The organism is Delftia sp. 60, assembly GCF_002754395.1.
GTDB lineage: Bacteria > Pseudomonadota > Gammaproteobacteria > Burkholderiales > Burkholderiaceae_C > Comamonas > Comamonas acidovorans.
Window position 1 is genome coordinate 6,021,433 of the sequence record NZ_PEFD01000001.1, and the last position, 19,201, is coordinate 6,040,633.

A 19,201-nucleotide genomic window follows, 5' to 3' on the forward strand; every position below is an offset into this window, starting at 1 on the left:
CGGGATCAGCGCTTGTCGGGCAGGGGAATCTGCAGCGTGATGGAAGCCGGGCCATCGACCCTGGGCCCCAGGCGCGCCTCGCGGCCCGACACCGACTGCAGCACCACGCCGTCCTCCACGGCGCGCCCCACGCGGAAGGGCTTGGCCGGCTGGTTGCCCACGGCGATGACCGCCGCGCCGCCGCCGCTGTCGCGCCCGGCCAGCACACCGACCAGCGCATAGCGCGAGACCACAGGCGCTGCAGCGGGGGCGACGGCGCCCTGCGCGGCTGCCACGCCTCCCAGCGCCTGAGCCAGCGCGGGCGCATCGACCTGCAAGGGCTCGGCGGGCGCGGGTGGCACGGGCGCTCCCGCGCCACCGTTGCCCAGGCGCATGGCCCAGAAAGCCACGACGCCGGCAGCCAGCAGCCAGAGCACGAATGTGGCCGCCTTGACATGCCAGGTCCGGGCCTGGCCGCGGTTCAATGAAAGTGTCACCATCGCGCGATTATGATGGAGCGATATGTCCAATTTGCTGCACCGTTCCATGACCAGCCTTCCCCGCCGTCCGTTGCCTGCCCTGCGCACTGCCGTCCAGCGCGGCTTCACGCTGATCGAGCTGATGGTGGTCCTGGTCATCATCGGCGTGCTGGCGGCCCTAATCGTGCCCAATGTGCTGGACCGCGCCGACGATGCCCGCGTCACGGCTGCACGCACCGACATCACCAACATCTCCCAGGCGCTCAAGCTCTATCGCCTGGACAACCAGCGCTACCCCACGGCGGAGCAGGGCCTGCAGGCGCTGATCGTCCGCCCCACGAGCGGACCGCTGCCCAACAACTGGAAGCCCTATCTGGAAAAGCTGCCCAACGATCCCTGGGGCCGCCCCTACCAGTACCTGAATCCAGGCATCAAGGGCCCCATCGACATCATGTCCTTTGGCGCCGACGGCCAGGCCGGCGGAGAGGGCAAGGATGCCGACATCGGCAGCTGGCAATAAGTCGATGGCCCGGGCGACGGCCCGCAGGGGCCGCGCCGCACCGCACCACAGGCCCGCGCTCCCGGCGGGCCTGCCTGCTCTCATGCCCCGCCAGACCGCTCCCTCCTCCCTGTCCACCCCTTCGCGCGGCTTCACCCTGCTGGAGCTGATGGTCGTCATCAGCATCATGGCGATTGCCGCCGCAGGCGTGAGCCTGTCGCTGCGCGACAGCGGACAGGCACAGCTGGAGCGCGAGGCCGAACGCCTGGCCGCGCTGCTGGAGTCGGCCCGCGCCCAGGCCCGTGCCAACGGCGTACCCGTGCGCTGGCGGCCCATGCCGCAGGGCTTTCGCTTCGAGGGACTGCCGGCCAGCGCGCAATTACCTTCCCAATGGCTGCAGCCCGGTGTGCAGGCGCAGCCGGCCACGCCGCTGGTGCTGGGCCCCGAGCCACTGATTCCGCCCCAGTCCGTCACGCTGACGCTGCGCGACTCCACCAGCCCGCCGCTGCGCGTGGCCACGGATGGACTGCGCCCCTTTGCCGTGCAGTCCCTGCCATGACAGCCCTCCACGGACCGCGCCGAAAGCATGGTGCCCCCAGGCGCCCGGCACGCGGCTTCACGCTGATCGAGGTGCTGGTGGCCCTGGGCATCGTGGGCATTGCGCTCATGGCCGGTCTGCAGGCCACATCGGCCCTGACGCTCAATGCCGAGCGCCAGTCCGAGGTGCTGCTGGCCCAGTTGTGTGCGCAAAACGAGCTGGTACGCATGCGCCTGTCGCGCCAGATGCCGCCCGTGGGCGACAACAGCCTGACCTGCGAGCAGGGCGGCCGGCAACTGCAGGTCCGGCTCAGCGTGCGGCCCACGCCCAATCCCAGCTTCCGCCGTGTCGATGCCCTGGTGGTCACGGCAGAGCATCCCGTGCTGCGCGTATCCACCATCGTGGGACGCTTCTGAATGCGCTTGCGCCACCCTTCCCGCACGCACGGCTTCACCCTGGTGGAGCTGATGGTGGCCATCGCCGTCATGGCCCTGCTGGCCCTGGTGAGCTGGCGCGGGCTGGACAGCATGGTGCGCTCGCAGGAGACCATTCGCGCCCGCAACGAGCAGCAGATGGTGCTGCAGACCGTCATCGCCCAATGGAATGCCGACCTCGAAGCGCTGATGCCGCTTGAAAACACGCAGGTCATCGACTGGGACGGGCAGGTGCTGCGCATGACCCGCAAGAGCAGCGCCGCCGTGGACGACGGCGCCGTGGTCGTCGCCTGGGCGCGCCGCCAGACGGCCGGGCGCGACCAGTGGCTGCGCTGGCAGTCGCCGCCGCTGCGCACGCGCGCACAGTGGCGCGATGCTTGGAACCAGGGATCGCAATGGGGGCGCAACCCCTCGGACGACCAGCGCCGGCGCGAAACCATGCTGATGCCCCTGGACCAATGGCGCCTGTACTACTACCGCGACAACGCCTGGAGCAATCCGCAGTCCAGCGGCTCGGACAACGGCACGGGCACGGTCAACCCGCCGTCCGGCGGCACCAACAGCAGCGCGCAGCTGCCCACGATTCCCGACGGCATCCGCGTCGAACTGACCCTGCCGCCCGACAGCGCCATTCCTGGCCGCGTCACCATGGACTGGGTCAACCCCTTGCGCTCCAACAGCCGATCATGATGCGCGCACCCCGCCCCCTGCCCGGCCGCCGCCGCCACCGTGGCGTGGCTCTGCTGGCCGCCATGCTCACGGTGACCCTGGTGGCCACGTTCGCCGCCACCGCGCTGTGGCAGCAGTGGCGCAGCGTGGAGGTCGAGACCGCCGAGCGCAACCGCATGCAGGCCGCCTGGATCCTGCTAGGTGCGCTGGACTGGTCGCGCGTGGTGCTGGCCGAGGATGCGCGCACCAGCCTGCAGGTGGACCATCTGGCCGAACCCTGGGCCGTGCCGCTGCAGGAGGCGCGCCTGTCCACCTTCCTGGCGGCGCAGAACAACGTCAGCCAGGTCGATGACGGCATGGCCGACATGCAGGACGCCTTTCTCTCGGGCCAGATCATCGACCTGCAGTCGCGCCTGAACCTGCGCAACCTGCTGAGCGCCCCCGACAAGCCCGAAACCCTGCGCCCGCTGTCCCGCCTGCTGGAGCGCCTGAACCTGCCCCCTGCCTATGCCACGCAGATCGTCCAGGCCCTGCGCGCAGCCGCCACCCCTGGCGAGGGCGCGCAGTTACTGATGCCGCGCACGCTGCGCCAGTTCGGCTGGCTGGGCCTGCCGCCCGAGGTCGTCGCGCGCCTGGAGCCCTACATCACCCTGCTGCCCGAGAACACGCCCGTCAACCTCAACACCGCCAGCGCCGAAGTCATCTGGGCCAGCGTGGAGGACCTGACCTGGTCCCAGGCCAGCCAGCTGGTGCAGCTGCGCGCATCGCGCCCGCTGCGCAGCCTGGCCGATGCCTCCAACGCGCTGGGCCTGCCGCAGAAATTCGAAGGACAGAACCTGTCGGTGGCCACCAGCTTCTTCGAGGCGCGTGGCCGCATGCGCCTGGGCGAGATCGTGGCCAGCGAACGCTCCATGTTGCGTCGCAACAACATGACAGTCACTACCATCTGGCGTGAGAGGGGGACTGGGGATTGCCCGAAGCTCCCGCGCCATGACAGATGGCTGTCACACTCGCCCCCTACAATGCCCGCTTCCGCCCATGAGCACCTTGATTCTTCATCTGCCTGCGGGCCCCGCTGGCGAATACGCCTACGCACTCAGCAGTGACGGCCTGCGCGCCGACCGGCATGGCCACGCCGCCGCAGGCCTGCTGCCCGATCCTGGCCGCACCGGCCAGACGGTTGCCGTGGTGCCGCACCAGGCCTTGTCCTGGCATCTGGTCAGCCTCCCCCATGGCGTGCCTACGGGAAGCCGGCGCGGACATGTGCGCCTGCGCGCCGTGCTCGACGGGCTGCTGGAAGAGCGTCTGCTCGACGAGCCCTCCCAATTGCACCTGGCCCTGCAGCCGCAGGCACGCGCAGGCGAGCCCTGCTGGGTTGCCGCCTGCAACAAGGCCTGGCTCCATGCCCACCTTCAGGCCCTGGAATCCGCAGGGCGGCCCGTGGGCCGCATCGTGCCGGAATGTCCGCCCCAGGCCACGCCCCAGCTCTGGGCCGTGGGCTCACCCGAATCGGCCTGGCTGCTGGCCACCGGCCTGAGCACCGCCCCGCAGGGCATGGACTCGCTGGCCTGCCTGCCGCTGCGCACCGACAGTGCCGACCCCGCCATGCTGGCAGCCCTGCTGCAGGCCCTGCCCCCTGACACCCCGATCCAGGCGGACCCGGCGCTGGCCCGTGCCGCCGAGGCTCTGCAGCGCCCCGTCAGCCTGCTGACGGATGCTCAGCGCGGCCTGGCGGCCCGCGCACAAAGCTGGGATCTGGCCCAGTTCGACCTGGATCTGGGCGGCGGCAGCCGCACACGGCGGCGCATGCTCGACGGCTGGCAAAGCTTTCTGCGCGCGCCGCAATGGGAGGCCGCGCGCTGGGGCGCCGTGCTCGCTCTGCTGGCCCAGGTAGTGGGCCTCAATGCCTGGGCCTGGACCGAGAACCGCGCCATCGCGGCCAAGCAGGTCCAGGTGCGCTCCACGCTGGCCACCAGCTTCCCCCGCGTGCCCGTCATCGTCGACGCGCCCGTTCAAATGCAGCGCGAAGTCGCCACGCTGCGCCAGACCGCCGGCGCGCTGACGCAGGGCGACCTGGAGCCCCTGCTGGCCGCCGCATCCCGGGCCCTGCCCGCTGGACAGTTGCCCCAGGCCATGGACTATCAGGACCGGCAGCTGCGCCTCAAGGGCGTCTCCCTGGAGGCCGAGGCACTGGAGCAGGCACAACAACATCTGGCCGGCAGCGGCCTGCGACTGCAGCGCGACGGCGCCGACCTGCTGCTTGCCCAGGAGGCCCGGCCATGAACATGCGCGCATCCCGCCAAAGCCTGGCACCCCTGCGCGCGCGCTGGAATGCCCTGGCGCCGCGTGAACAGAACATGACCCTGCTGGCCGGTGGCGTGGTGGCACTGGCCCTGCTGTGGTGGGTGGCCCTGGCCCCCGCCCTGCACAGCCTGCGCACCGCGCCCGAACGCCATGCCCAGGCCGACCGCCAGTTGCGCCAGATGCAGCTGTTGCAGGCCGAGGCCGAGCAGTTGCGCGGCAACGCACGCCCCGTGGTCGGCGATGCCAAGGCGCTGCTGCAAAGCTCGCTGTCCGCCGAACTGGGCGCCTCCGCCCAATTGAACTGGATGGGCGACCGCGCACAGATCACGCTCAAGGCCGCACCCGCCGCCGCGCTGGCGCGCTGGCTGGCCCAGGTCCGCAGCAACACCCACGCCGTTCCGGCCGAGATGAAGCTGGCCCGCAGTGCATCTGCAAGCACTGCCGCCGCCTCCGGCGCGGCAGGCGGTGCCGATGCCGTGCGCTGGGATGGCAGCCTGGTGCTGGACCTGCCCGTCGATCCGTCGCGGGCGCCTTGAGCATGCAACGCAAGCCCCGCTCCCAGCCGGCCCTGCGCGCACCGCGCGGCTGGGCGCTGGCCGGTGCCCTGTGCGGCCTGGTGGCCACCACCGTCGTCTGGGCGCCCGCTGCCTGGCTGGCGCGCGGCGTGGATTCGGCCACGCAAGGCCAGGTGCTGCTGCAGCAGCCGCGCGGCACGCTGTGGAATGGCTCGGCCTCCCTGGTCTTCACCGGAGGCGCCGGCAGCCGCGACCGCACGGCCCTGCCCACACGGCTGGAATGGACGCTGCGCCCGCGCCTGGACGGCGCCCGCATACAACTGCGCAGCGAATGCTGCACACCCACTCCCGTGGTGCTGGACCTGCTGCCCCGCTGGCAGGGCCTGAGCGCCGTGGTGCATGACAGCGACACGCGCTGGCCTGCCTCCCTGCTGTCCGGTCTGGGCACGCCCTGGAACACGGTGGACCTGCAAGGCCAGCTGCGGCTGGCCACGCAGGCCCTGCAACTGCAGCTGCTGTGGCAATCGGGCCGCTGGCGCAGCGAAGGCAGCACGCGCCTGGAGGCGCTGGCCGTATCCTCACGCCTGTCACCGCTGCGCCCGCTGGGCAGCTACCGGCTGGACATCCTCGGGGGCGACAGCCCGCAGCTGCAGCTCAGTACCCTGACCGGCGACCTGCGCCTGAGCGGCCAGGGCCAATGGGTGGGCCAGCGGCTGCATTTCCAGGGCGAGGCCTCGGCCAGCCCGGAGCGCGAAACCGCGCTGTCCAACCTGCTCAACATTCTGGGACGGCGCCAGGGGCCCCGGTCCATCATTTCCTTTGGTTGATCCATGACTCAGCAGCACACGACCCCGTTCTGGCGCAACACCCTGCACACGCTGGCCGTCAGCGCCATGCTGGCCTGCACCGCTGGCACCGCCCAGGCCCAGCAGACCAATGCACCGGCCGGCGCCACGCCCAGCCTGCGCCCCGGCGAACCTGTGACACTGAATTTCTCGGGCGCCGACATCGAGGCCGTCTCGCGCGCCATCGGCGCCATCACCAATCGCAACGTGGTGGTCGATCCGCGCGTCAAGGGCCAGATCACGCTGCTGACCGACAGGCCCGTGCCGCCTGCCACCGCCTACCAGCAGTTCCTGGCCGCGCTGCGCCTGCAGGGCTTCACCATTGTCGAATCGGCCGGCCTGTACAAGGTCATCCCTGAAGCCGACGCCAAGCTGCAGGCCAGCGAAGTGGCCGTGGGCGCGAGCCGCAGCAGCGCGGGCAGCCAGATCGTCACCCAGATCTTCAAGCTCAACTACGAGAACGCGGCCAACCTGGTTCCCGTGCTGCGCCCGCTGATCAGCCCCAACAACACCATCAACGTCAACCCGGGCAACAACTCGCTGGTCATCACCGACTACGCAGACAACCTGCAGCGCATCTCGCGCATCGTGGCGACCATGGATGTGTCCAACGCCACCGATGTCGAAATCATTCCCCTGCGCCATGCCGTGGCCACCGATATGGTGGCCCTGGTTTCGCGCCTGATCGAAGGCGGCACGGCCAGCCCCGGCGGCCTCACCGTGACCGCCGGCGGCGCCAATATTCCGGGCCAGAGCGACAACGCCTTCAAGACCTCGCTGATGGCCGAGCCGCGCAGCAACTCCATCGTGCTGCGCGCGGCCAACCCCGCACGCCTGGCCCAGGTGCGCTCGCTGATCGCGCGGCTGGACCAGCCCGCCATGAACGGCGGCGGCGACCAGGGCAACATCCACGTGGTCTACCTCAAGAACGCCGACGCCGTGGCGCTGGCAGCCACCTTGCGCGCGGCCATAGGCGCCCAGGCCACGGCCGCGGGCACGGCCAGCGGCCAGCCCGGTGCGGGCGGCACCACGCCGCAGGGTGGCGGCATGTCCTCCATTCCCACCTCGCAGCCCGTGGTCTCGCGCGACTCCAGCGGCACGGCATCCATGGGCATGGGCTCGTCCTCGGGCCTGGGCAGCGGCGGCGGGGGCGGCGCGCTGGGCGTGGCCCAGCAACCCTCCACGGGCGGCATGATCCAGGCCGATCCTTCGACCAATTCACTGATCATCACGGCCCCGCCGCCCGTCTATCGCCAACTGCGCGCCGTGATCGACAAGCTCGACGGCCGCCGCGCCCAGGTGCTGATCGAAAGCCTGATCGTCGAAATCAAGGACAACCGGCTGGCCCAGTTCGGCATCCAGTGGCAGGCCATGCTCAGCAACAACGGCCGCGTGATCGGCACCCTGGGCACGAACTCCAACGTGGCGGGCGCCAACATCCTGAACCTGCTCGGCCTGGTCAAGGATGGAGGCCTCGACGGCAGCGCCATCACGGGCGACACGCTGACCAGCCTGAGGGGCACCAACCTCGGCTTCACGCAGCGCGTCAACGGCAAGGACACTCTGGGCTTTCTGGCCAACTTCCTGCAAAACAGCGGTGACGCCAACATCCTGTCCACGCCCAACCTGATGACGCTGGACAACGAGGAGGCGCGCATCATCGTGGGCCAGAACGTGCCCATGGTCACGGGCTCCTACGCCAGCAACTCCACGGGCGGCACGGTCAACCCGTTCACCACGGTGGAGCGCAAGGACGTGGGCCTGATGCTGCGCGTGCGCCCGCAGATCAACGAGAACGGCACGGTGAAGCTGGCCGTGTTCCAGGAGGTCTCCTCGGTGGACGAGTCCACGCGCAAGGACACCAACGGCCTGACCACCAACAAGCGCTCCATCGAGTCCAACGTGCTGGTCGAGGACGGCAACATCGTCGTGCTCGGCGGCCTGATCGACGACAACTACTCCCAGGCCGAGGACCGGGTGCCTCTGCTGGGCGACATCCCCGTGGTCGGCAACCTGTTCCGCAACACCAACCGCAAGCGCAACAAGACCAACCTGATGGTCTTCCTGCGCCCCGTGGTGATGCGCGATGCGACTGCGACCAATCAGGTCTCTTCCGAGCGCTACGAAGCCATCCGCGCGCAGCAACAGAGCCTGCAGCCCGAGCCCAGTGCACTGCTGCGCTCGGTCAATGCCGCGCCCGTGCTGCCCACGCTGACGCCGCAGCCGGACCCCGGCTCGTTCACCAACCCGGCCGCCATCGTCAACGTGCCGGGCGCAAAGCCCGAGCTGATCGACTTCACCCAGCCGCAGCCCGCCGCTCCCGCCGTGCCGGCAGCCCCCGGCGCGCTCTGAGGCAGGAAGGCCCCATGCGCTATCCCCTGCCCTATTCGTTTGCGCGCACCAGCCAGCTGCTGATCGAGGACGACGGCCACGAGCCCCTGCTCTGGCACGGCCCCTCGCCCGACTGGCAGGCCCTGTCCGAAGTCCAGCGCAAGCATGCGGTGCAGCGCTGGCAGATGCTGGACGCGGGCACGCTGGCGCACCGCATCAGCGCCGCCTATTCGCAGGGCGAGTCCAGCGCGGCCCTGGTGGTCAGCGAGGTCGAGTCCGACGCCGACCTCTCGCGCATGATGCAGGAGCTGCCCGCCGTCGAGGACTTGCTGGAGACTGCGGACGACGCGCCCATCATCCGCATGCTCAACGCCCTGCTCACGCAGGCCGCGCGCGACGGCGCCAGCGACATCCACATCGAGCCCTACGAGCGCCACTCCAGCGTGCGCTTTCGCGTGGACGGCGACCTGCGCGAGGTCGTGCAGCCCAACCGGGCCCTGCACGCGGCGCTGATCTCGCGCCTGAAAATCATGGCCGACCTGGACATCGCCGAAAAGCGGCTGCCCCAGGACGGCCGCATCAGCCTGCGCCTGGGTACGCGCGCCATCGACGTGCGCGTCTCCACCCTGCCCAGCGCCCATGGCGAGCGCGCCGTGCTGCGCCTGCTGGACAAGAGCGAGAGCAAGCTCAGCCTGGAGGCCGTGGGCATGCAGGGCGAGACGCTGAGGCGGTTCACCCACATGACGGCGCAGCCCCACGGCATCGTGCTGGTCACCGGCCCCACGGGCTCGGGCAAGACCACCACGCTGTACGCGGCGCTGTCGCGCATGGACGCCAGCCACAGCAACATCATGACGGTGGAAGACCCCATCGAGTACGAGCTGGCCGGCGTGGGGCAGACGCAGGTCAACGCCAAGATCGAGCTGACCTTCGCCAAGGCCCTGCGCGCCATCCTGCGCCAGGACCCGGACGTGATCATGATCGGCGAAATCCGCGACTTCGAGACCGCGCAGATCGCCATCCAGGCCTCGCTGACGGGCCACCTGGTGCTGGCCACGCTGCACACCAACGACGCATCCAGCGCCGTCACCCGCCTGATCGACATGGGCGTGGAGCCGTTCCTGCTGTCTTCCTCCCTGCTGGGCGTGCTGGCACAGCGCCTGGTGCGCAAGATCGACACCACCGAGCCCAGCGGCTACCGAGGGCGCACCGGCATCTTCGAGATGCTGGTGGTGGACGACACCATCCGCGCGCAGATCCACCGCCAGGCCAGCGAGGCCGAGATCCGCGACACCGCGCTGGCCTCGGGCATGCGCCTGATGCGCGACGATGGCGAGCGGCTGGTACGCGAGGGCATCACCACGCCCGAGGAAGTGCTGCGCGTCACGCGCGACTAGGCGCAGGCGGCCACGCCCGACCCTGCGCAGCACGGGGCATCCCCGTTTGCCACAATGGTCGGCATGTTGGAATCCCTACGCGCCTGGAGCGCTCCCTATGGCGGCGACCTGTTCCTGTGGGTCGCCACGCTGAGCCTGATCAGCTACATCGCCCTGTGGTGGTTCAAGTCCCGGCTGTCCACCAGCCAGCTGCGCCGCGTCATCCGCCTGTCGGCGCTGGTGGCGCTGCCGCTGTCCTGGCTGGCCATCCAGCAGGGCGAGAACCATCTGGCGGCTGCCATCCTCCCCTGGTCTGGTGCGTGGTGCTGGGCATCACCTGCGCACGGGAAATGTCCAGAAGAAACTGAGTGCGCGAACGCGCACCAGGAATGCCCTGGCGCGGCAAGGCCCGCGCCGCCCCCACCCACCGTGAACTGGAAGTTGGAACCTGCCATGACATCATTCAATGAAGTCCGTCTGTCCATGCTCGACCTCGTGGCCGTGCGCGAAGGCGGCACCGTCGCCGAGGCCCTGGACATTGCGCTGGCCACGGCCCGCAAGGCCGAGGCACTGGGATTCGAGCGCTACTGGCTGGCCGAGCACCACAACATGCCCGGCATCGCCAGCTCGGCCACGGCCGTGCTGATCGGCCACATCGCGGGCGGCACCTCGAAGATCCGCGTGGGCTCGGGCGGCATCATGCTGCCCAACCATGCCCCGCTGGTGGTGGCCGAAGCCTTCGGCACGCTGGCCGAGCTGTACCCGGGCCGCATCGACCTGGGCCTGGGCCGTGCGCCCGGCACCGATGGCGCCACCATGCGCGCCCTGCGCCGCGACCGCGTCGAGACCGAGGAAGACTTCCCGCGCGACGTGATGGAGCTGCAGCGCCTGCTGGCCCCGGCCACGCCCGATCAAAAGCTGGTGGCCACGCCCGGCGCGGGCACCAACGTGCCGATCTGGCTGCTGGGCTCCAGCCTGTTCTCGGCCCAGCTGGCCGCCCACCTGGGCCTGCCCTACGCCTTTGCCTCGCACTTCGCGCCGCGCATGCTCTACCAGGCCGTGCAGCTGTACCGCAGCCTGTTCAAGCCGTCGGCCCAACTGGCCAAGCCCTATGTGATCGTCGGCGCCCCCGTGATCGCCGCGCCCACCGATGACGAGGCCGAGTACCTGGCCAGCAGCACCTACCAGCGCGTGCTGGGCATCATCACGGGCCGGCGCGGACTGCTGCCGCGCCCCATCGAGAACTATGCGGCCCAGCTCGGCGAGCAGGAGCGCCGCGCCATCGGCGACTTCCTGGCAGTGGCCTCCATCGGCGGCCCGGACAAGGTGCGCACGCGCCTGCAGAAGCTGCAGGCCGACACCGAGGCCGACGAGCTGATCCTGGTCAGCGACGTGTATGACCGCGACCTGCGCCTGCGCTCGCTGGAGATCACGGCCGGCGTCATGGGCCGCTGAAGGCATGAGCCGCTCCGCCCGGCTGCTGCAACTGATCGACCTGCTGCGCCGCGCGCGCCTGCCCCAGGCCGGGCCGGTGCTGGCCCGGCAGCTGGACGTGAGCCTGCGCACCCTCTACCGCGACATTGCCACCCTGCGCGAGCAGGGTGCAGCGATTGCGGGCGACCCGGGCGTGGGCTATGAGATGCGGCCCGGCTTTCTGCTGCCGCCGCTGATGTTCACGCCCGATGAGCTGGAAGCCCTGCTGCTGGGCGCGCGCTGGGCCAGCCGCCAGGCCGACCCCGAGCTCGCCCAGGCCGCCACCGCCGCGCTGGACCGCATACGCAGCGCGCTGCCGCTGGAGCTGCGCATCGAGGTGGACACCAGCGGCCTGCTGGTGCCGCCCATCTGCCACGAATCCGTGACCGAGCCCTGGCAGACCGCGCTTCGCCTGGCGATACGGCGCCAGCACCGGGTGCTGCTGCACTACACGGATGAGAAGGGCCAGCCGACCGAGCGCCAGATCTGGCCTTTTGCCATGGCTTTCTTCGATCAGCGGCGCATTCTTGCGGCCTGGTGCGAACTGCGCCAGGACTTCCGCCATTTCCGCGCCGACCGCGTGCGCTCCGTCACCGATCTGCAGGAACGCTATCCCGACCACCGCAGCGGCCTGATCGAACGCTGGTCGCGGCAACTGGGCTACACGGTCCGCTGACAACACTGCTGACAAAAACTGTCAGCATGGCCTCCTACAGTCGCTCCCATGGCCTTCTCGCCATGCATTCAAACCACTGGGAGCCTTCATGAACGACTCGATCAAGCCGCTGCGCTTTTACTTCCACCCCCGCTCGCGCGCCGTCATCGCGCGCTGGATGCTGGAGGAATGCGGCGCCCGCTATGAGCCCGTGCGGTTGGAATACGGCAGCACCATGAAGGCTGCCGACTACCTGGCCATCAATCCCATGGGCAAGGTCCCCGCGCTGGTGCACGGCGAGACCGTGATCACCGAACAGGCCGCCATCCTTGCCTATCTGGCCGACATCTTCCCCGAACGAAGGCTCGCGCCGGCCGTGGACAGCCCGCTGCGCGGCGTCTACCAACGCTGGATGTTCTTCCTGGCCGGCCCCGTCGACGCCTTGATGACTGCCAAGAGCCAGGGCCACCTGGAGCAGCAGACGGCCGACCAGGCCATGTCCGCCGGCTATGGCCGCTATGACGACGTGGTGCAGACGCTGCGCCAGGCCGTGGCCGGCAGGCGCTACCTGTGCGGCGACCAGTTCACCGCGGCCGACGTGCTCATGGCCAGCTACCTGCGCTGGGGCACGATGATGAAGCTGCTGCCCGCGCTGCCCGAGTTCAGCGACTACGGCCAGCCGCTGATGGAACGCCCGGCCTCGCTGCGCTCCATCCAGCTCAACGAAGCGGACCTCGCGGCCCAGCCGGCATAAGGACCAGGCAGGGGCTGCCGCCGACCGCGGCGGCGGCCTCGCCATCCAGCCGTCACCGGCAGCGGCTACCATCGGGGGTTGGATCGCCGCCTGGCGTTTCCTGGACGCCATCCCTTCCCCAGCCCTTCCCGACTCCCGCCGCGCATGCCTGCCTTTTCCTTCGAAGCCCTGGATGCACAAGGTCAGACCCGCAAGGGCACGATCGAAGCCGACAACGCGCGCGCCGCGCGCAGCCAGCTGCGGGCCCAGGCCCTGGTGCCCATGGCCGTGGAGATCGTGGCCTCGGGTTCCGCGTCCGGCCCCCAGGGCGGCGCCTCGCGCTGGCTGACCCGTCCCGTCCTTGGCTCCACAGGGCTCACCGTGTGGACGCGCCAGATGGCGGGGCTGGTCGGGTCAGGCCTGCCCATAGAGCGCGCCCTGGCCGCGCTGTCCGAAGAAGCCGACGACCCGCGCCAGCACCACCTCGTGGCCGCGCTGCGCGCCGAGGTCAACGCGGGCTCCACCTTTGCCCGCGCCCTGGCCCAGCACCCGCGCGAGTTCTCCGACATCTACTGCGCCGTGATCGGCGCCGGCGAGGCCAGCGGCAGCCTGGGCCCGGTGCTGGAGCGGCTGGCCGACGACCTGGAATCGCGCCAGGCCCTGCAGTCCAAGCTCATTGGCGCAGCCCTGTACCCGGCCATCGTGACCCTGGTGGCCATTGTCATCGTGCTGTTCCTGGTCAGCTACGTGGTGCCCCAGGTGGCCAGCGTGTTCGCCGGCACCAAGCGCGCCCTGCCCTGGCTCACCGTGGCCATGCTGGCGCTCAGCGACTTCGTGCGCAGCTATGGCTGGGCCGCGCTGGTCGCCCTGGTGCTGGGCGCCGTGGGATTCCGACTGTCCATGAAGAACCCCGTGCTGCGCGAGCGCTTCGACGCCTGGTGGCTGCGCCTGCCGCTGATCGGCCGGCTGGCGCGCAACTACAACGCGGCACGCTTTGCCGGCACGCTGGCCATGCTGGCGGGCGCGGGCGTGCCCATTCTCAAGGCCTTGCAGGCCGCCGCCGAAACGCTGGGCAACCGCGCGCTGCGTGCCGACGCCATGGACGCGCTGGCCCTGGTGCGCGAGGGCGCGCCGCTGGCCTCGGCCCTGGCGCAGAAAAAGCGCTTCCCGGGCCTGATCTCCATGTTCGCCCGCCTGGGCGAGCAGACCGGCCAGCTGCCCGTGATGCTGCAGCGCGCCGCCAACCAGCTGTCCACCGAGGTGCAGCGCCGTGCCATGCACCTGGCCACCATCCTGGAGCCGCTGCTGATCGTGGCCATGGGCATGGTCGTGGCCCTGATCGTGCTGGCCGTGCTCATGCCCATCATCCAGCTCAACCAGTTCGTCAAATAGCGAAAACCGCCAAGCCATGTCCGTGACCCTGCAAGACAAGCTGGTCGTCGCCATCTCCTCGCGGGCGCTGTTCGACTTCGAGGAGGAGAACCGGCTGTTCGACGCCGGTGACGAGCAGGCCTACATGCGCCGCCAGCTGGACCTGGTGCACCAGCCCGCACGCCCGGGCATCGCCTTCCCGCTGGTGCGCAAGCTGCTGGCCTTCAATACGCCCGAGGTGCAGCGCGTGGAGGTGATGATGCTGTCGCGCAACGACCCGGCCAGCGGCATGCGGGTTTTTGCCTCTGCCAAGGCGGCCGACATGCACATAGAGCGCGGCGTGTTCACGCGCGGGCGCGATCCGTTTTCCTACCTGCGGCCGCTGGGCGCCCACCTGTTTCTATCGGCCAACGAGGTCGATGTGCGCAGGGCGCTGTCCATCGGCTTTCCTGCCGCGCGCGTGATGGTCGATTCCACGCCCGCAGGCGACCGCTACCCGCAGGAGGTGCGCATCGCGTTCGACGGCGATGCCGTGCTGTTCTCCGACGAGGCCGAACGCGTCTACCAGCAAGGCGGGCTGCCGGCCTTTCTGCGCCACGAGGTCTCCCATGCTGCCACGCCGCTGGCGGAAGGGCCGTTCAAGCCGCTGCTGGTGGCGCTTCACCGGCTGCAGCAGCAGGCGGACTCGTCCCAGACCATGCGCATTCGCACGGCCCTGGTGACGGCGCGCAGCGCACCGGCGCACGAGCGTGCCATCCGCACGCTGCTGGAATGGGGCATTGCGGTGGACGAGGCCATGTTCCTCGGCGGCCTGGAAAAGGGCCCGTTCCTGCGCGAGTTCGAGCCGGACTTCTTCTTCGACGACCAGACCGGCCACGTCAACTCGGCCGCGCGCCATGTGCCGGCAGGCCATGTGAGCAGCGGCATCTCCAATCCGGACACCGATCCGCCGAAGTAAACAATTGCAAAGGGCGGGCCGGCCGTGCTTGCAAATGCCGGTTCCGTGCCCAAATAAAGCCCATGCATTTTCCCCTCATGAATCGCTCTGCCCTGCTGCGCCGGCCACCGCTGCTGCAGGCCGCCGTCGTCGTGCTGCTGACCAGCGCCTTCATGCTGCCCGCCGCGCGCGCGCAGGCGGCAGAAAACGCAGCCACCGAGCAGGCAACGGCCAGCCCGGCGCCGCTGACCAAGGGGGAGATCAAGGCCCAGCGCGAATTCAAGATGCTGGACTTCAACAAGGACGGCAAGCTCAGCCGTGCCGAAGTGGCGCTGTTCCCGCGCCTGTCGGCGGCCTTCGACGAGGCCGACACCGACAAGGACGGCTACGTCTCCTATGCGGAGGTGCAGGCCTTTGCCGTCAAGTACCGCGCCGAACGCGACAAGGCAAAGGCCAAGGCGCAGGCCGAAGAGGCAAAGGCCGCCGAGCGTGCGGCAGCCGAGCATGCTGCAGCCGCACCCGCTGCCAGGGACAAGAAGGAAGGCGAAGGCTCAAAGGACTGAGCCTTCTTGCCCGGCCCCTGACACTCAAAGACCGCCGGTACGCTTGACCTTGGGTTCCGAATAGGTCAACGGTTCGTCGCGCACCTGCATCTTGTTGCGGGCCACATCGTCGGCCTTGCTGACCTCCTGGGCCTGCTCCACCGCCATGGCGCTGGCACGCCACATGGACTGGATGAACTCGATGAGCTGCTTGGAGATCGGCTCCTTGGGCGGCTCCTCGACCTCTTCCTTCTGCTTGATCTCCTCGGCCAGCGTCCAGTCGCGGTTTTCCTGGTCCACCACGGACGGCTTTTCAGGATCGCGCACCACCCGGCCCTCGCCGATGCGGTCCGTGGATTCGACGGCGTTGGTGGCGTTCACAGGACGCACGGGCACCGCGCCCGACGCACCGGTGGAGTACAGATCGGCGCTTTGCGGGCGCCACGGTATGGGTGATCGGTCAACAGGTGGAATTGGCATGGCTCGACCCTCTTGCTGGATGTGTGCTGTGGGCGGGAATTTCCCGCCGTCGCCTCATCATCGACAGAAGCTGAAAGAACTGAAGCGCTTTTTTTGAAAGACGCTTCGGCCTGCCTCAAACCAAGGGTAAACCCCTTATTCACCCCAACCAGGCGCTAGAGGAAGCGCTCCAGCAGCTTGCGCGAGGTGCGGTCCAGCGCCGTGCTGTCGGGCACGCTGAACTGCACGCCGTCCTGGCTGGTGATCATCAGATGCGTGCGGCCCGACAGGCGCCGGATGTCCTCCTCGGCCTTGAGCACGAGCTGCACGGGCCCCCGGTCGGTCTCCAGGTCCCAGGTGCTGGGCGTGGAAAAGCCGGATACCTTGTGGATGCGCTGGATGACGGGCACGAACTCGCGCACGGCCAGGTCTTCCTCGATCAGCGTGCGGGCCTGCGCCGGCAGATGGTCCATGTGGTCCACCCACAGCGCCTCCTTGCCATCGACGGAGACCAGGGACAGGCCTTCCAGCGGCGCGGCAATGGGAAAGGCGCGCACGGGCACCACGGATTCGTGGCGCGTGCCGTCGGCCAGGATCAGCACCAGGCGGCCATGGGCGTTGCGCTCCATGCGCACACCGCTCAGATCGGCGGCGGCAGCGGAATGTTGGGCGTTGGACATGGCTTATTCCTCGATGGTGGTTGCGGCCAGGGTCAGGCCTGCGGCCTGGGCATCCTCTTCGGCGCGCCGCGCCTGGGCCTGGTACAGGCGCCAGTAGGCGCCCTGCTTTTCCATCAGCTCGTCGTGCGGACCCACTTCCACGATCTCGCCCCGGTCCATGACCACGAGGCGGTCGGCCTTGCGCAGCGTGGACAGGCGGTGGGCAATGGCAATCGTCGTGCGGCCCTGCACCAGATTGTCCAGCGCCTTCTGGATTTCCTTCTCGGTCTCGGTGTCCACGGCCGAGGTGGCCTCGTCCAGGATCAGGATGCGCGGGTCGATCAGCAGTGCGCGCGCAATGGAGATGCGCTGGCGCTCGCCGCCCGACAGGCCCTGGCCGCGCTCGCCCACCAGGGAGTCGTAGCCGTGCGGCAGGCGCAGGATGAATTCATGGGCGTGGGCAGCGCGGGCCGCCGCCACGATTTCCTCGCGCGTGGCATCGGGCTTGCCGTAGGCGATGTTCTCGGCAATGGTGCCGAAGAACAGGAAGGGCTCCTGCAGCACCAGACCGATGTTGCTGCGGAAGTCCGAGACCTTGAGCCTGCGGATGTCCACGCCGTCGAGCTGAATGGAGCCCTCGCTCACGTCATAGAAACGGCTGATCAGGTTGACCAGGGTGCTCTTGCCCGAGCCGCTGTGACCGACCAGGCCGATCATTTCACCCGGGCGAATCTGCAGATCCAGGTTCTTGATCACGGCGCGGCTGCCGTAGCGGAAGCTCAGGTTGTCCAGCGTGATGGCGCCCTGCACGCGCGGCAGCTTGACCGGGTTGACCGGGTCGGGCACGTTGCTCACGTGGTCGAGGATGTCGAAGATGCGCTTGGCTCCGGCCGCCGCCTTCTGCGTGACCGAGACGATGCGGCTCATCGAGTCCAGGCGGCTGTAGAAACGGCCGATGTAGGCGATGAAGGCCGTCAGGATACCGACCGTGATCTGGCCGCCAGCCACCAGCCAGATGCCGAAGCCCCAGACCACGAGCAGGCCGATCTCGGTCAGCAGCGTCACCGTGGGCGTGAACAGCGACCAGGTCTTGTTGACCTTGTCGTTGGCCTGCAGGTTGACCAGATTGGCCTGGGCGAAGCGGTCGGCCTCGCGCTTTTCCTGGGCGAAGGCCTTGACCACGCGGATGCCGGGGATGGTGTCGGCCAGCACATTGGTCACTTCGGACCAGACGCGGTCGATCTTCTCGAAACCCGTGCGCAGGCGGTCGCGCACCAGGTGGATCATCCAGGCGATGAAGGGCAGCGGCACCAGGGTGACCAGGGCCAGCCACGGATTGATGGAGAACAGGATGACCGAGGTCATCACGATCATCAGCACGTCGGTGGCGAAATCCAGTGCATTCAAGGATAGAAACAAATTGATGCGATCTGTTTCCGCCCCGATGCGCGCCATCAGGTCGCCCGTGCGCTTGCTGCCGTAGTAGTCCAGCGACAGAGTCAGCAGGTGGTTGTAGGTGGTGGTGCGCAAGTCCGAGCCAATGCGCTCGGAGACCTTGGCCAGCACGAAGGTGCGCGCCCAGCCCAGGCCCCAGGCCACCAGCGCCGCCGCAAGCAGCCCGCTCAGGTAGAAGACCACGAGACTGCTGTCGATCTGCTGCCCGTTCTGGAACGGGATCAGGATCTTGTCCACGATGGGAATCGTCAGGTAGGGCGCCACCAGGGTGGCGCCCGTGGAGGCCAGGGTCAGCAGAAAGCCCAGCAGCAGCTGGTGCCGGTAGGGATGGGCAAAGCGCCACAGGCGCAGCAGCACCCAGGTGGAGGTCTGCGGGCCCTGCTGGCGCGCGCAGGCCGGGCATTCGTCGGCCTCGGGCGGCAGTTCGGCCTGGCAGGCCGGGCAGCGGGGCACGTCGTCCTCGGGCTCGGCAAAGTCCTCGCCGCGCGCCAGGCGCTCGCGCTCATGGTCGAACTGCTGCAGCAGGCGCAGCACGGCCGCCTGATGGCGCAGCGTGAAGCGCCACAGCGCCAGCCGCGCCGCAGGGCCGTGCAGTTCGAGGTTGCCCACGCCGCCGTGGTCCAGCGTGCGCAGATTCTGATCAATGGATAGTGTCCACTCACTCCACTGCTGATCTGCAGGATCACAGGCGAGGAGCCGCTGGTTGGTCAGCACAACCCAGCCTTCGCCGAAGCGCATATCGAGGGTCAGGTCAACCGGGACGAGGGCCAGCACGTTTTCATTGGAAGCGAGCCTGGCTCGCAGCCCAGCCCCGCGGGGGCTGGCAAGGAAGGCCGAAACGTCCACAGAATGGTGTTCTTGCATGTTGAGTTGTTTTTCCCGCCCCTGGCGGCTCCTGGTGTCATGCGGGCAACCGCAGCTCCCCGGTGGATATCCCGCGCTTTGCAC

At 69.0% G+C, this 19,201-nt stretch carries 20 protein-coding genes; 16 read left to right on the forward strand and 4 right to left on the reverse strand.

All coding sequences use genetic code 11. The features are described 5' to 3' along the window. Positions 1 to 5: 5 nt before the first annotated feature. Positions 6 to 479 (reverse strand): type II secretion system protein N, encoded by a 474-nt coding sequence (locus tag CLV01_RS27060; RefSeq protein WP_034397087.1) that lies wholly within the window; start codon positions 477 to 479, stop codon positions 6 to 8. Between the two features lie 22 nt (positions 480 to 501). Here CLV01_RS27060 and gspG point away from each other — a divergent pair, with 22 nt between their 5' ends. From gspG to CLV01_RS27140, 16 genes are all read left to right on the forward strand, one after another. Continuing rightward, a complete protein-coding gene (gene gspG, locus CLV01_RS27065) occupies positions 502 to 978 on the forward strand; it encodes a type II secretion system major pseudopilin GspG (protein WP_012207486.1) in 477 nt (158 codons plus the stop codon). Between the two features lie 82 nt (positions 979 to 1,060). Beyond that, entirely contained in the window at positions 1,061 to 1,516 is a 456-nt protein-coding gene (locus CLV01_RS27070) for a GspH/FimT family pseudopilin (RefSeq protein ID WP_034397088.1), read from the forward strand. Continuing rightward, the gene (gspI, locus tag CLV01_RS27075) at positions 1,513 to 1,911 is read left to right on the forward strand and encodes a type II secretion system minor pseudopilin GspI (RefSeq protein WP_063328348.1); all 399 of its coding nucleotides are present in this window, start codon (positions 1,513 to 1,515) and stop codon (positions 1,909 to 1,911) included. The genes CLV01_RS27070 and gspI overlap by 4 nt, the downstream gene beginning before the upstream one ends. Then, complete coding sequence (locus CLV01_RS27080) at positions 1,912 to 2,619, forward strand: prepilin-type N-terminal cleavage/methylation domain-containing protein (RefSeq protein ID WP_099732795.1); 708 nt, start codon at positions 1,912 to 1,914, stop codon at positions 2,617 to 2,619. Beyond that, positions 2,616 to 3,704 carry a type II secretion system minor pseudopilin GspK gene (gene gspK, locus CLV01_RS27085; RefSeq protein WP_143344297.1) on the forward strand — a complete coding sequence of 363 codons (1,089 nt, stop codon included), beginning with the start codon at positions 2,616 to 2,618 and terminating at the stop codon, positions 3,702 to 3,704. The genes CLV01_RS27080 and gspK overlap by 4 nt, the downstream gene beginning before the upstream one ends. After that, the gene (gene gspL, locus CLV01_RS27090; RefSeq protein ID WP_099732794.1) at positions 3,637 to 4,881 is read left to right on the forward strand and encodes a type II secretion system protein GspL; all 1,245 of its coding nucleotides are present in this window, start codon (positions 3,637 to 3,639) and stop codon (positions 4,879 to 4,881) included. The genes gspK and gspL overlap by 68 nt, the downstream gene beginning before the upstream one ends. Continuing rightward, on the forward strand, positions 4,878 to 5,438 hold the full coding sequence (gene gspM, locus CLV01_RS27095) for a type II secretion system protein GspM (RefSeq protein WP_099732793.1): 561 nt from the start codon (positions 4,878 to 4,880) through the stop codon (positions 5,436 to 5,438). The genes gspL and gspM overlap by 4 nt, the downstream gene beginning before the upstream one ends. Before the next feature lie 2 nt (positions 5,439 to 5,440). Further along, complete coding sequence (gspN, locus tag CLV01_RS27100) at positions 5,441 to 6,244, forward strand: type II secretion system protein N (RefSeq protein WP_065346788.1); 804 nt, start codon at positions 5,441 to 5,443, stop codon at positions 6,242 to 6,244. A 3-nt stretch (positions 6,245 to 6,247) separates the two neighbouring features. Beyond that, entirely contained in the window at positions 6,248 to 8,614 is a 2,367-nt protein-coding gene (gene gspD, locus CLV01_RS27105) for a type II secretion system secretin GspD (protein WP_063328353.1), read from the forward strand. A gap of 14 nt (positions 8,615 to 8,628) precedes the next feature. Further along, positions 8,629 to 9,990, forward strand: coding sequence for a GspE/PulE family protein (locus tag CLV01_RS27110; protein WP_013800651.1), 1,362 nt, complete (start codon positions 8,629 to 8,631; stop codon positions 9,988 to 9,990). A 432-nt stretch (positions 9,991 to 10,422) separates the two neighbouring features. After that, positions 10,423 to 11,424, forward strand: a complete 1,002-nt coding sequence (locus CLV01_RS27115) for an LLM class flavin-dependent oxidoreductase (RefSeq protein WP_016448739.1) — start codon at positions 10,423 to 10,425, stop codon at positions 11,422 to 11,424. A gap of 4 nt (positions 11,425 to 11,428) precedes the next feature. Then, positions 11,429 to 12,118, forward strand: a complete 690-nt coding sequence (locus tag CLV01_RS27120; protein WP_013800648.1) for a helix-turn-helix transcriptional regulator — start codon at positions 11,429 to 11,431, stop codon at positions 12,116 to 12,118. A gap of 88 nt (positions 12,119 to 12,206) precedes the next feature. Further along, a complete protein-coding gene (locus CLV01_RS27125; protein WP_099732792.1) occupies positions 12,207 to 12,851 on the forward strand; it encodes a glutathione S-transferase family protein in 645 nt (214 codons plus the stop codon). Between the two features lie 144 nt (positions 12,852 to 12,995). After that, the gene (gene gspF / locus CLV01_RS27130) at positions 12,996 to 14,222 is read left to right on the forward strand and encodes a type II secretion system inner membrane protein GspF (RefSeq protein WP_013800646.1); all 1,227 of its coding nucleotides are present in this window, start codon (positions 12,996 to 12,998) and stop codon (positions 14,220 to 14,222) included. Between the two features lie 16 nt (positions 14,223 to 14,238). Beyond that, complete coding sequence (locus CLV01_RS27135; RefSeq protein ID WP_013800645.1) at positions 14,239 to 15,159, forward strand: 5'-nucleotidase; 921 nt, start codon at positions 14,239 to 14,241, stop codon at positions 15,157 to 15,159. Between the two features lie 62 nt (positions 15,160 to 15,221). After that, the gene (locus CLV01_RS27140) at positions 15,222 to 15,701 is read left to right on the forward strand and encodes an EF-hand domain-containing protein (RefSeq protein ID WP_013800644.1); all 480 of its coding nucleotides are present in this window, start codon (positions 15,222 to 15,224) and stop codon (positions 15,699 to 15,701) included. Between the two features lie 24 nt (positions 15,702 to 15,725). Here the strand turns inward: CLV01_RS27140 and CLV01_RS27145 are convergent, their stop codons facing one another. The 3 genes from CLV01_RS27145 to CLV01_RS27155 form a co-directional block, all read right to left on the reverse strand. Continuing rightward, entirely contained in the window at positions 15,726 to 16,160 is a 435-nt protein-coding gene (locus CLV01_RS27145; protein WP_012207503.1) for a hypothetical protein, read from the reverse strand. Between the two features lie 155 nt (positions 16,161 to 16,315). Further along, on the reverse strand, positions 16,316 to 16,819 hold the full coding sequence (locus tag CLV01_RS27150; RefSeq protein ID WP_099732791.1) for a cyanophycin metabolism-associated DUF1854 family protein: 504 nt from the start codon (positions 16,817 to 16,819) through the stop codon (positions 16,316 to 16,318). Positions 16,820 to 16,822: 3 nt separating this feature from the next. Further along, entirely contained in the window at positions 16,823 to 19,117 is a 2,295-nt protein-coding gene (locus tag CLV01_RS27155) for a cyanophycin metabolism-associated ABC transporter (RefSeq protein ID WP_099732790.1), read from the reverse strand. Between the last annotated feature and the right edge of the window lie 84 nt (positions 19,118 to 19,201).

Bases quoted from the DNA above. Each gene is read 5' to 3' on its own strand.
- CLV01_RS27155 (WP_099732790.1), bottom strand. From the start codon at position 19,117: ATGCAAGAACACCATTCTGTGGACGTTTCGGCCTTCCTTGCCAGCCCC.
- CLV01_RS27110 (WP_013800651.1), top strand. From the start codon at position 8,629: ATGCGCTATCCCCTGCCCTATTCGTTTGCGCGCACCAGCCAGCTGCTG.
- CLV01_RS27080 (WP_099732795.1), top strand. From the start codon at position 1,912: ATGCGCTTGCGCCACCCTTCCCGCACGCACGGCTTCACCCTGGTGGAG.
- CLV01_RS27070 (WP_034397088.1), top strand. From the start codon at position 1,061: ATGCCCCGCCAGACCGCTCCCTCCTCCCTGTCCACCCCTTCGCGCGGC.
- gspK (WP_143344297.1), top strand. From the start codon at position 2,616: ATGATGCGCGCACCCCGCCCCCTGCCCGGCCGCCGCCGCCACCGTGGC.
- gspN (WP_065346788.1), top strand. From the start codon at position 5,441: ATGCAACGCAAGCCCCGCTCCCAGCCGGCCCTGCGCGCACCGCGCGGC.
- gspG (WP_012207486.1), top strand. From the start codon at position 502: ATGTCCAATTTGCTGCACCGTTCCATGACCAGCCTTCCCCGCCGTCCG.
- CLV01_RS27150 (WP_099732791.1), bottom strand. From the start codon at position 16,819: ATGTCCAACGCCCAACATTCCGCTGCCGCCGCCGATCTGAGCGGTGTG.
- gspI (WP_063328348.1), top strand. From the start codon at position 1,513: ATGACAGCCCTCCACGGACCGCGCCGAAAGCATGGTGCCCCCAGGCGC.
- gspF (WP_013800646.1), top strand. From the start codon at position 12,996: ATGCCTGCCTTTTCCTTCGAAGCCCTGGATGCACAAGGTCAGACCCGC.
- CLV01_RS27135 (WP_013800645.1), top strand. From the start codon at position 14,239: ATGTCCGTGACCCTGCAAGACAAGCTGGTCGTCGCCATCTCCTCGCGG.
- gspD (WP_063328353.1), top strand. From the start codon at position 6,248: ATGACTCAGCAGCACACGACCCCGTTCTGGCGCAACACCCTGCACACG.
- CLV01_RS27120 (WP_013800648.1), top strand. From the start codon at position 11,429: ATGAGCCGCTCCGCCCGGCTGCTGCAACTGATCGACCTGCTGCGCCGC.
- CLV01_RS27140 (WP_013800644.1), top strand. From the start codon at position 15,222: ATGCATTTTCCCCTCATGAATCGCTCTGCCCTGCTGCGCCGGCCACCG.
- CLV01_RS27125 (WP_099732792.1), top strand. From the start codon at position 12,207: ATGAACGACTCGATCAAGCCGCTGCGCTTTTACTTCCACCCCCGCTCG.
- gspM (WP_099732793.1), top strand. From the start codon at position 4,878: ATGAACATGCGCGCATCCCGCCAAAGCCTGGCACCCCTGCGCGCGCGC.
- CLV01_RS27060 (WP_034397087.1), bottom strand. From the start codon at position 479: ATGGTGACACTTTCATTGAACCGCGGCCAGGCCCGGACCTGGCATGTC.
- CLV01_RS27115 (WP_016448739.1), top strand. From the start codon at position 10,423: ATGACATCATTCAATGAAGTCCGTCTGTCCATGCTCGACCTCGTGGCC.
- gspL (WP_099732794.1), top strand. From the start codon at position 3,637: ATGAGCACCTTGATTCTTCATCTGCCTGCGGGCCCCGCTGGCGAATAC.
- CLV01_RS27145 (WP_012207503.1), bottom strand. From the start codon at position 16,160: ATGCCAATTCCACCTGTTGACCGATCACCCATACCGTGGCGCCCGCAA.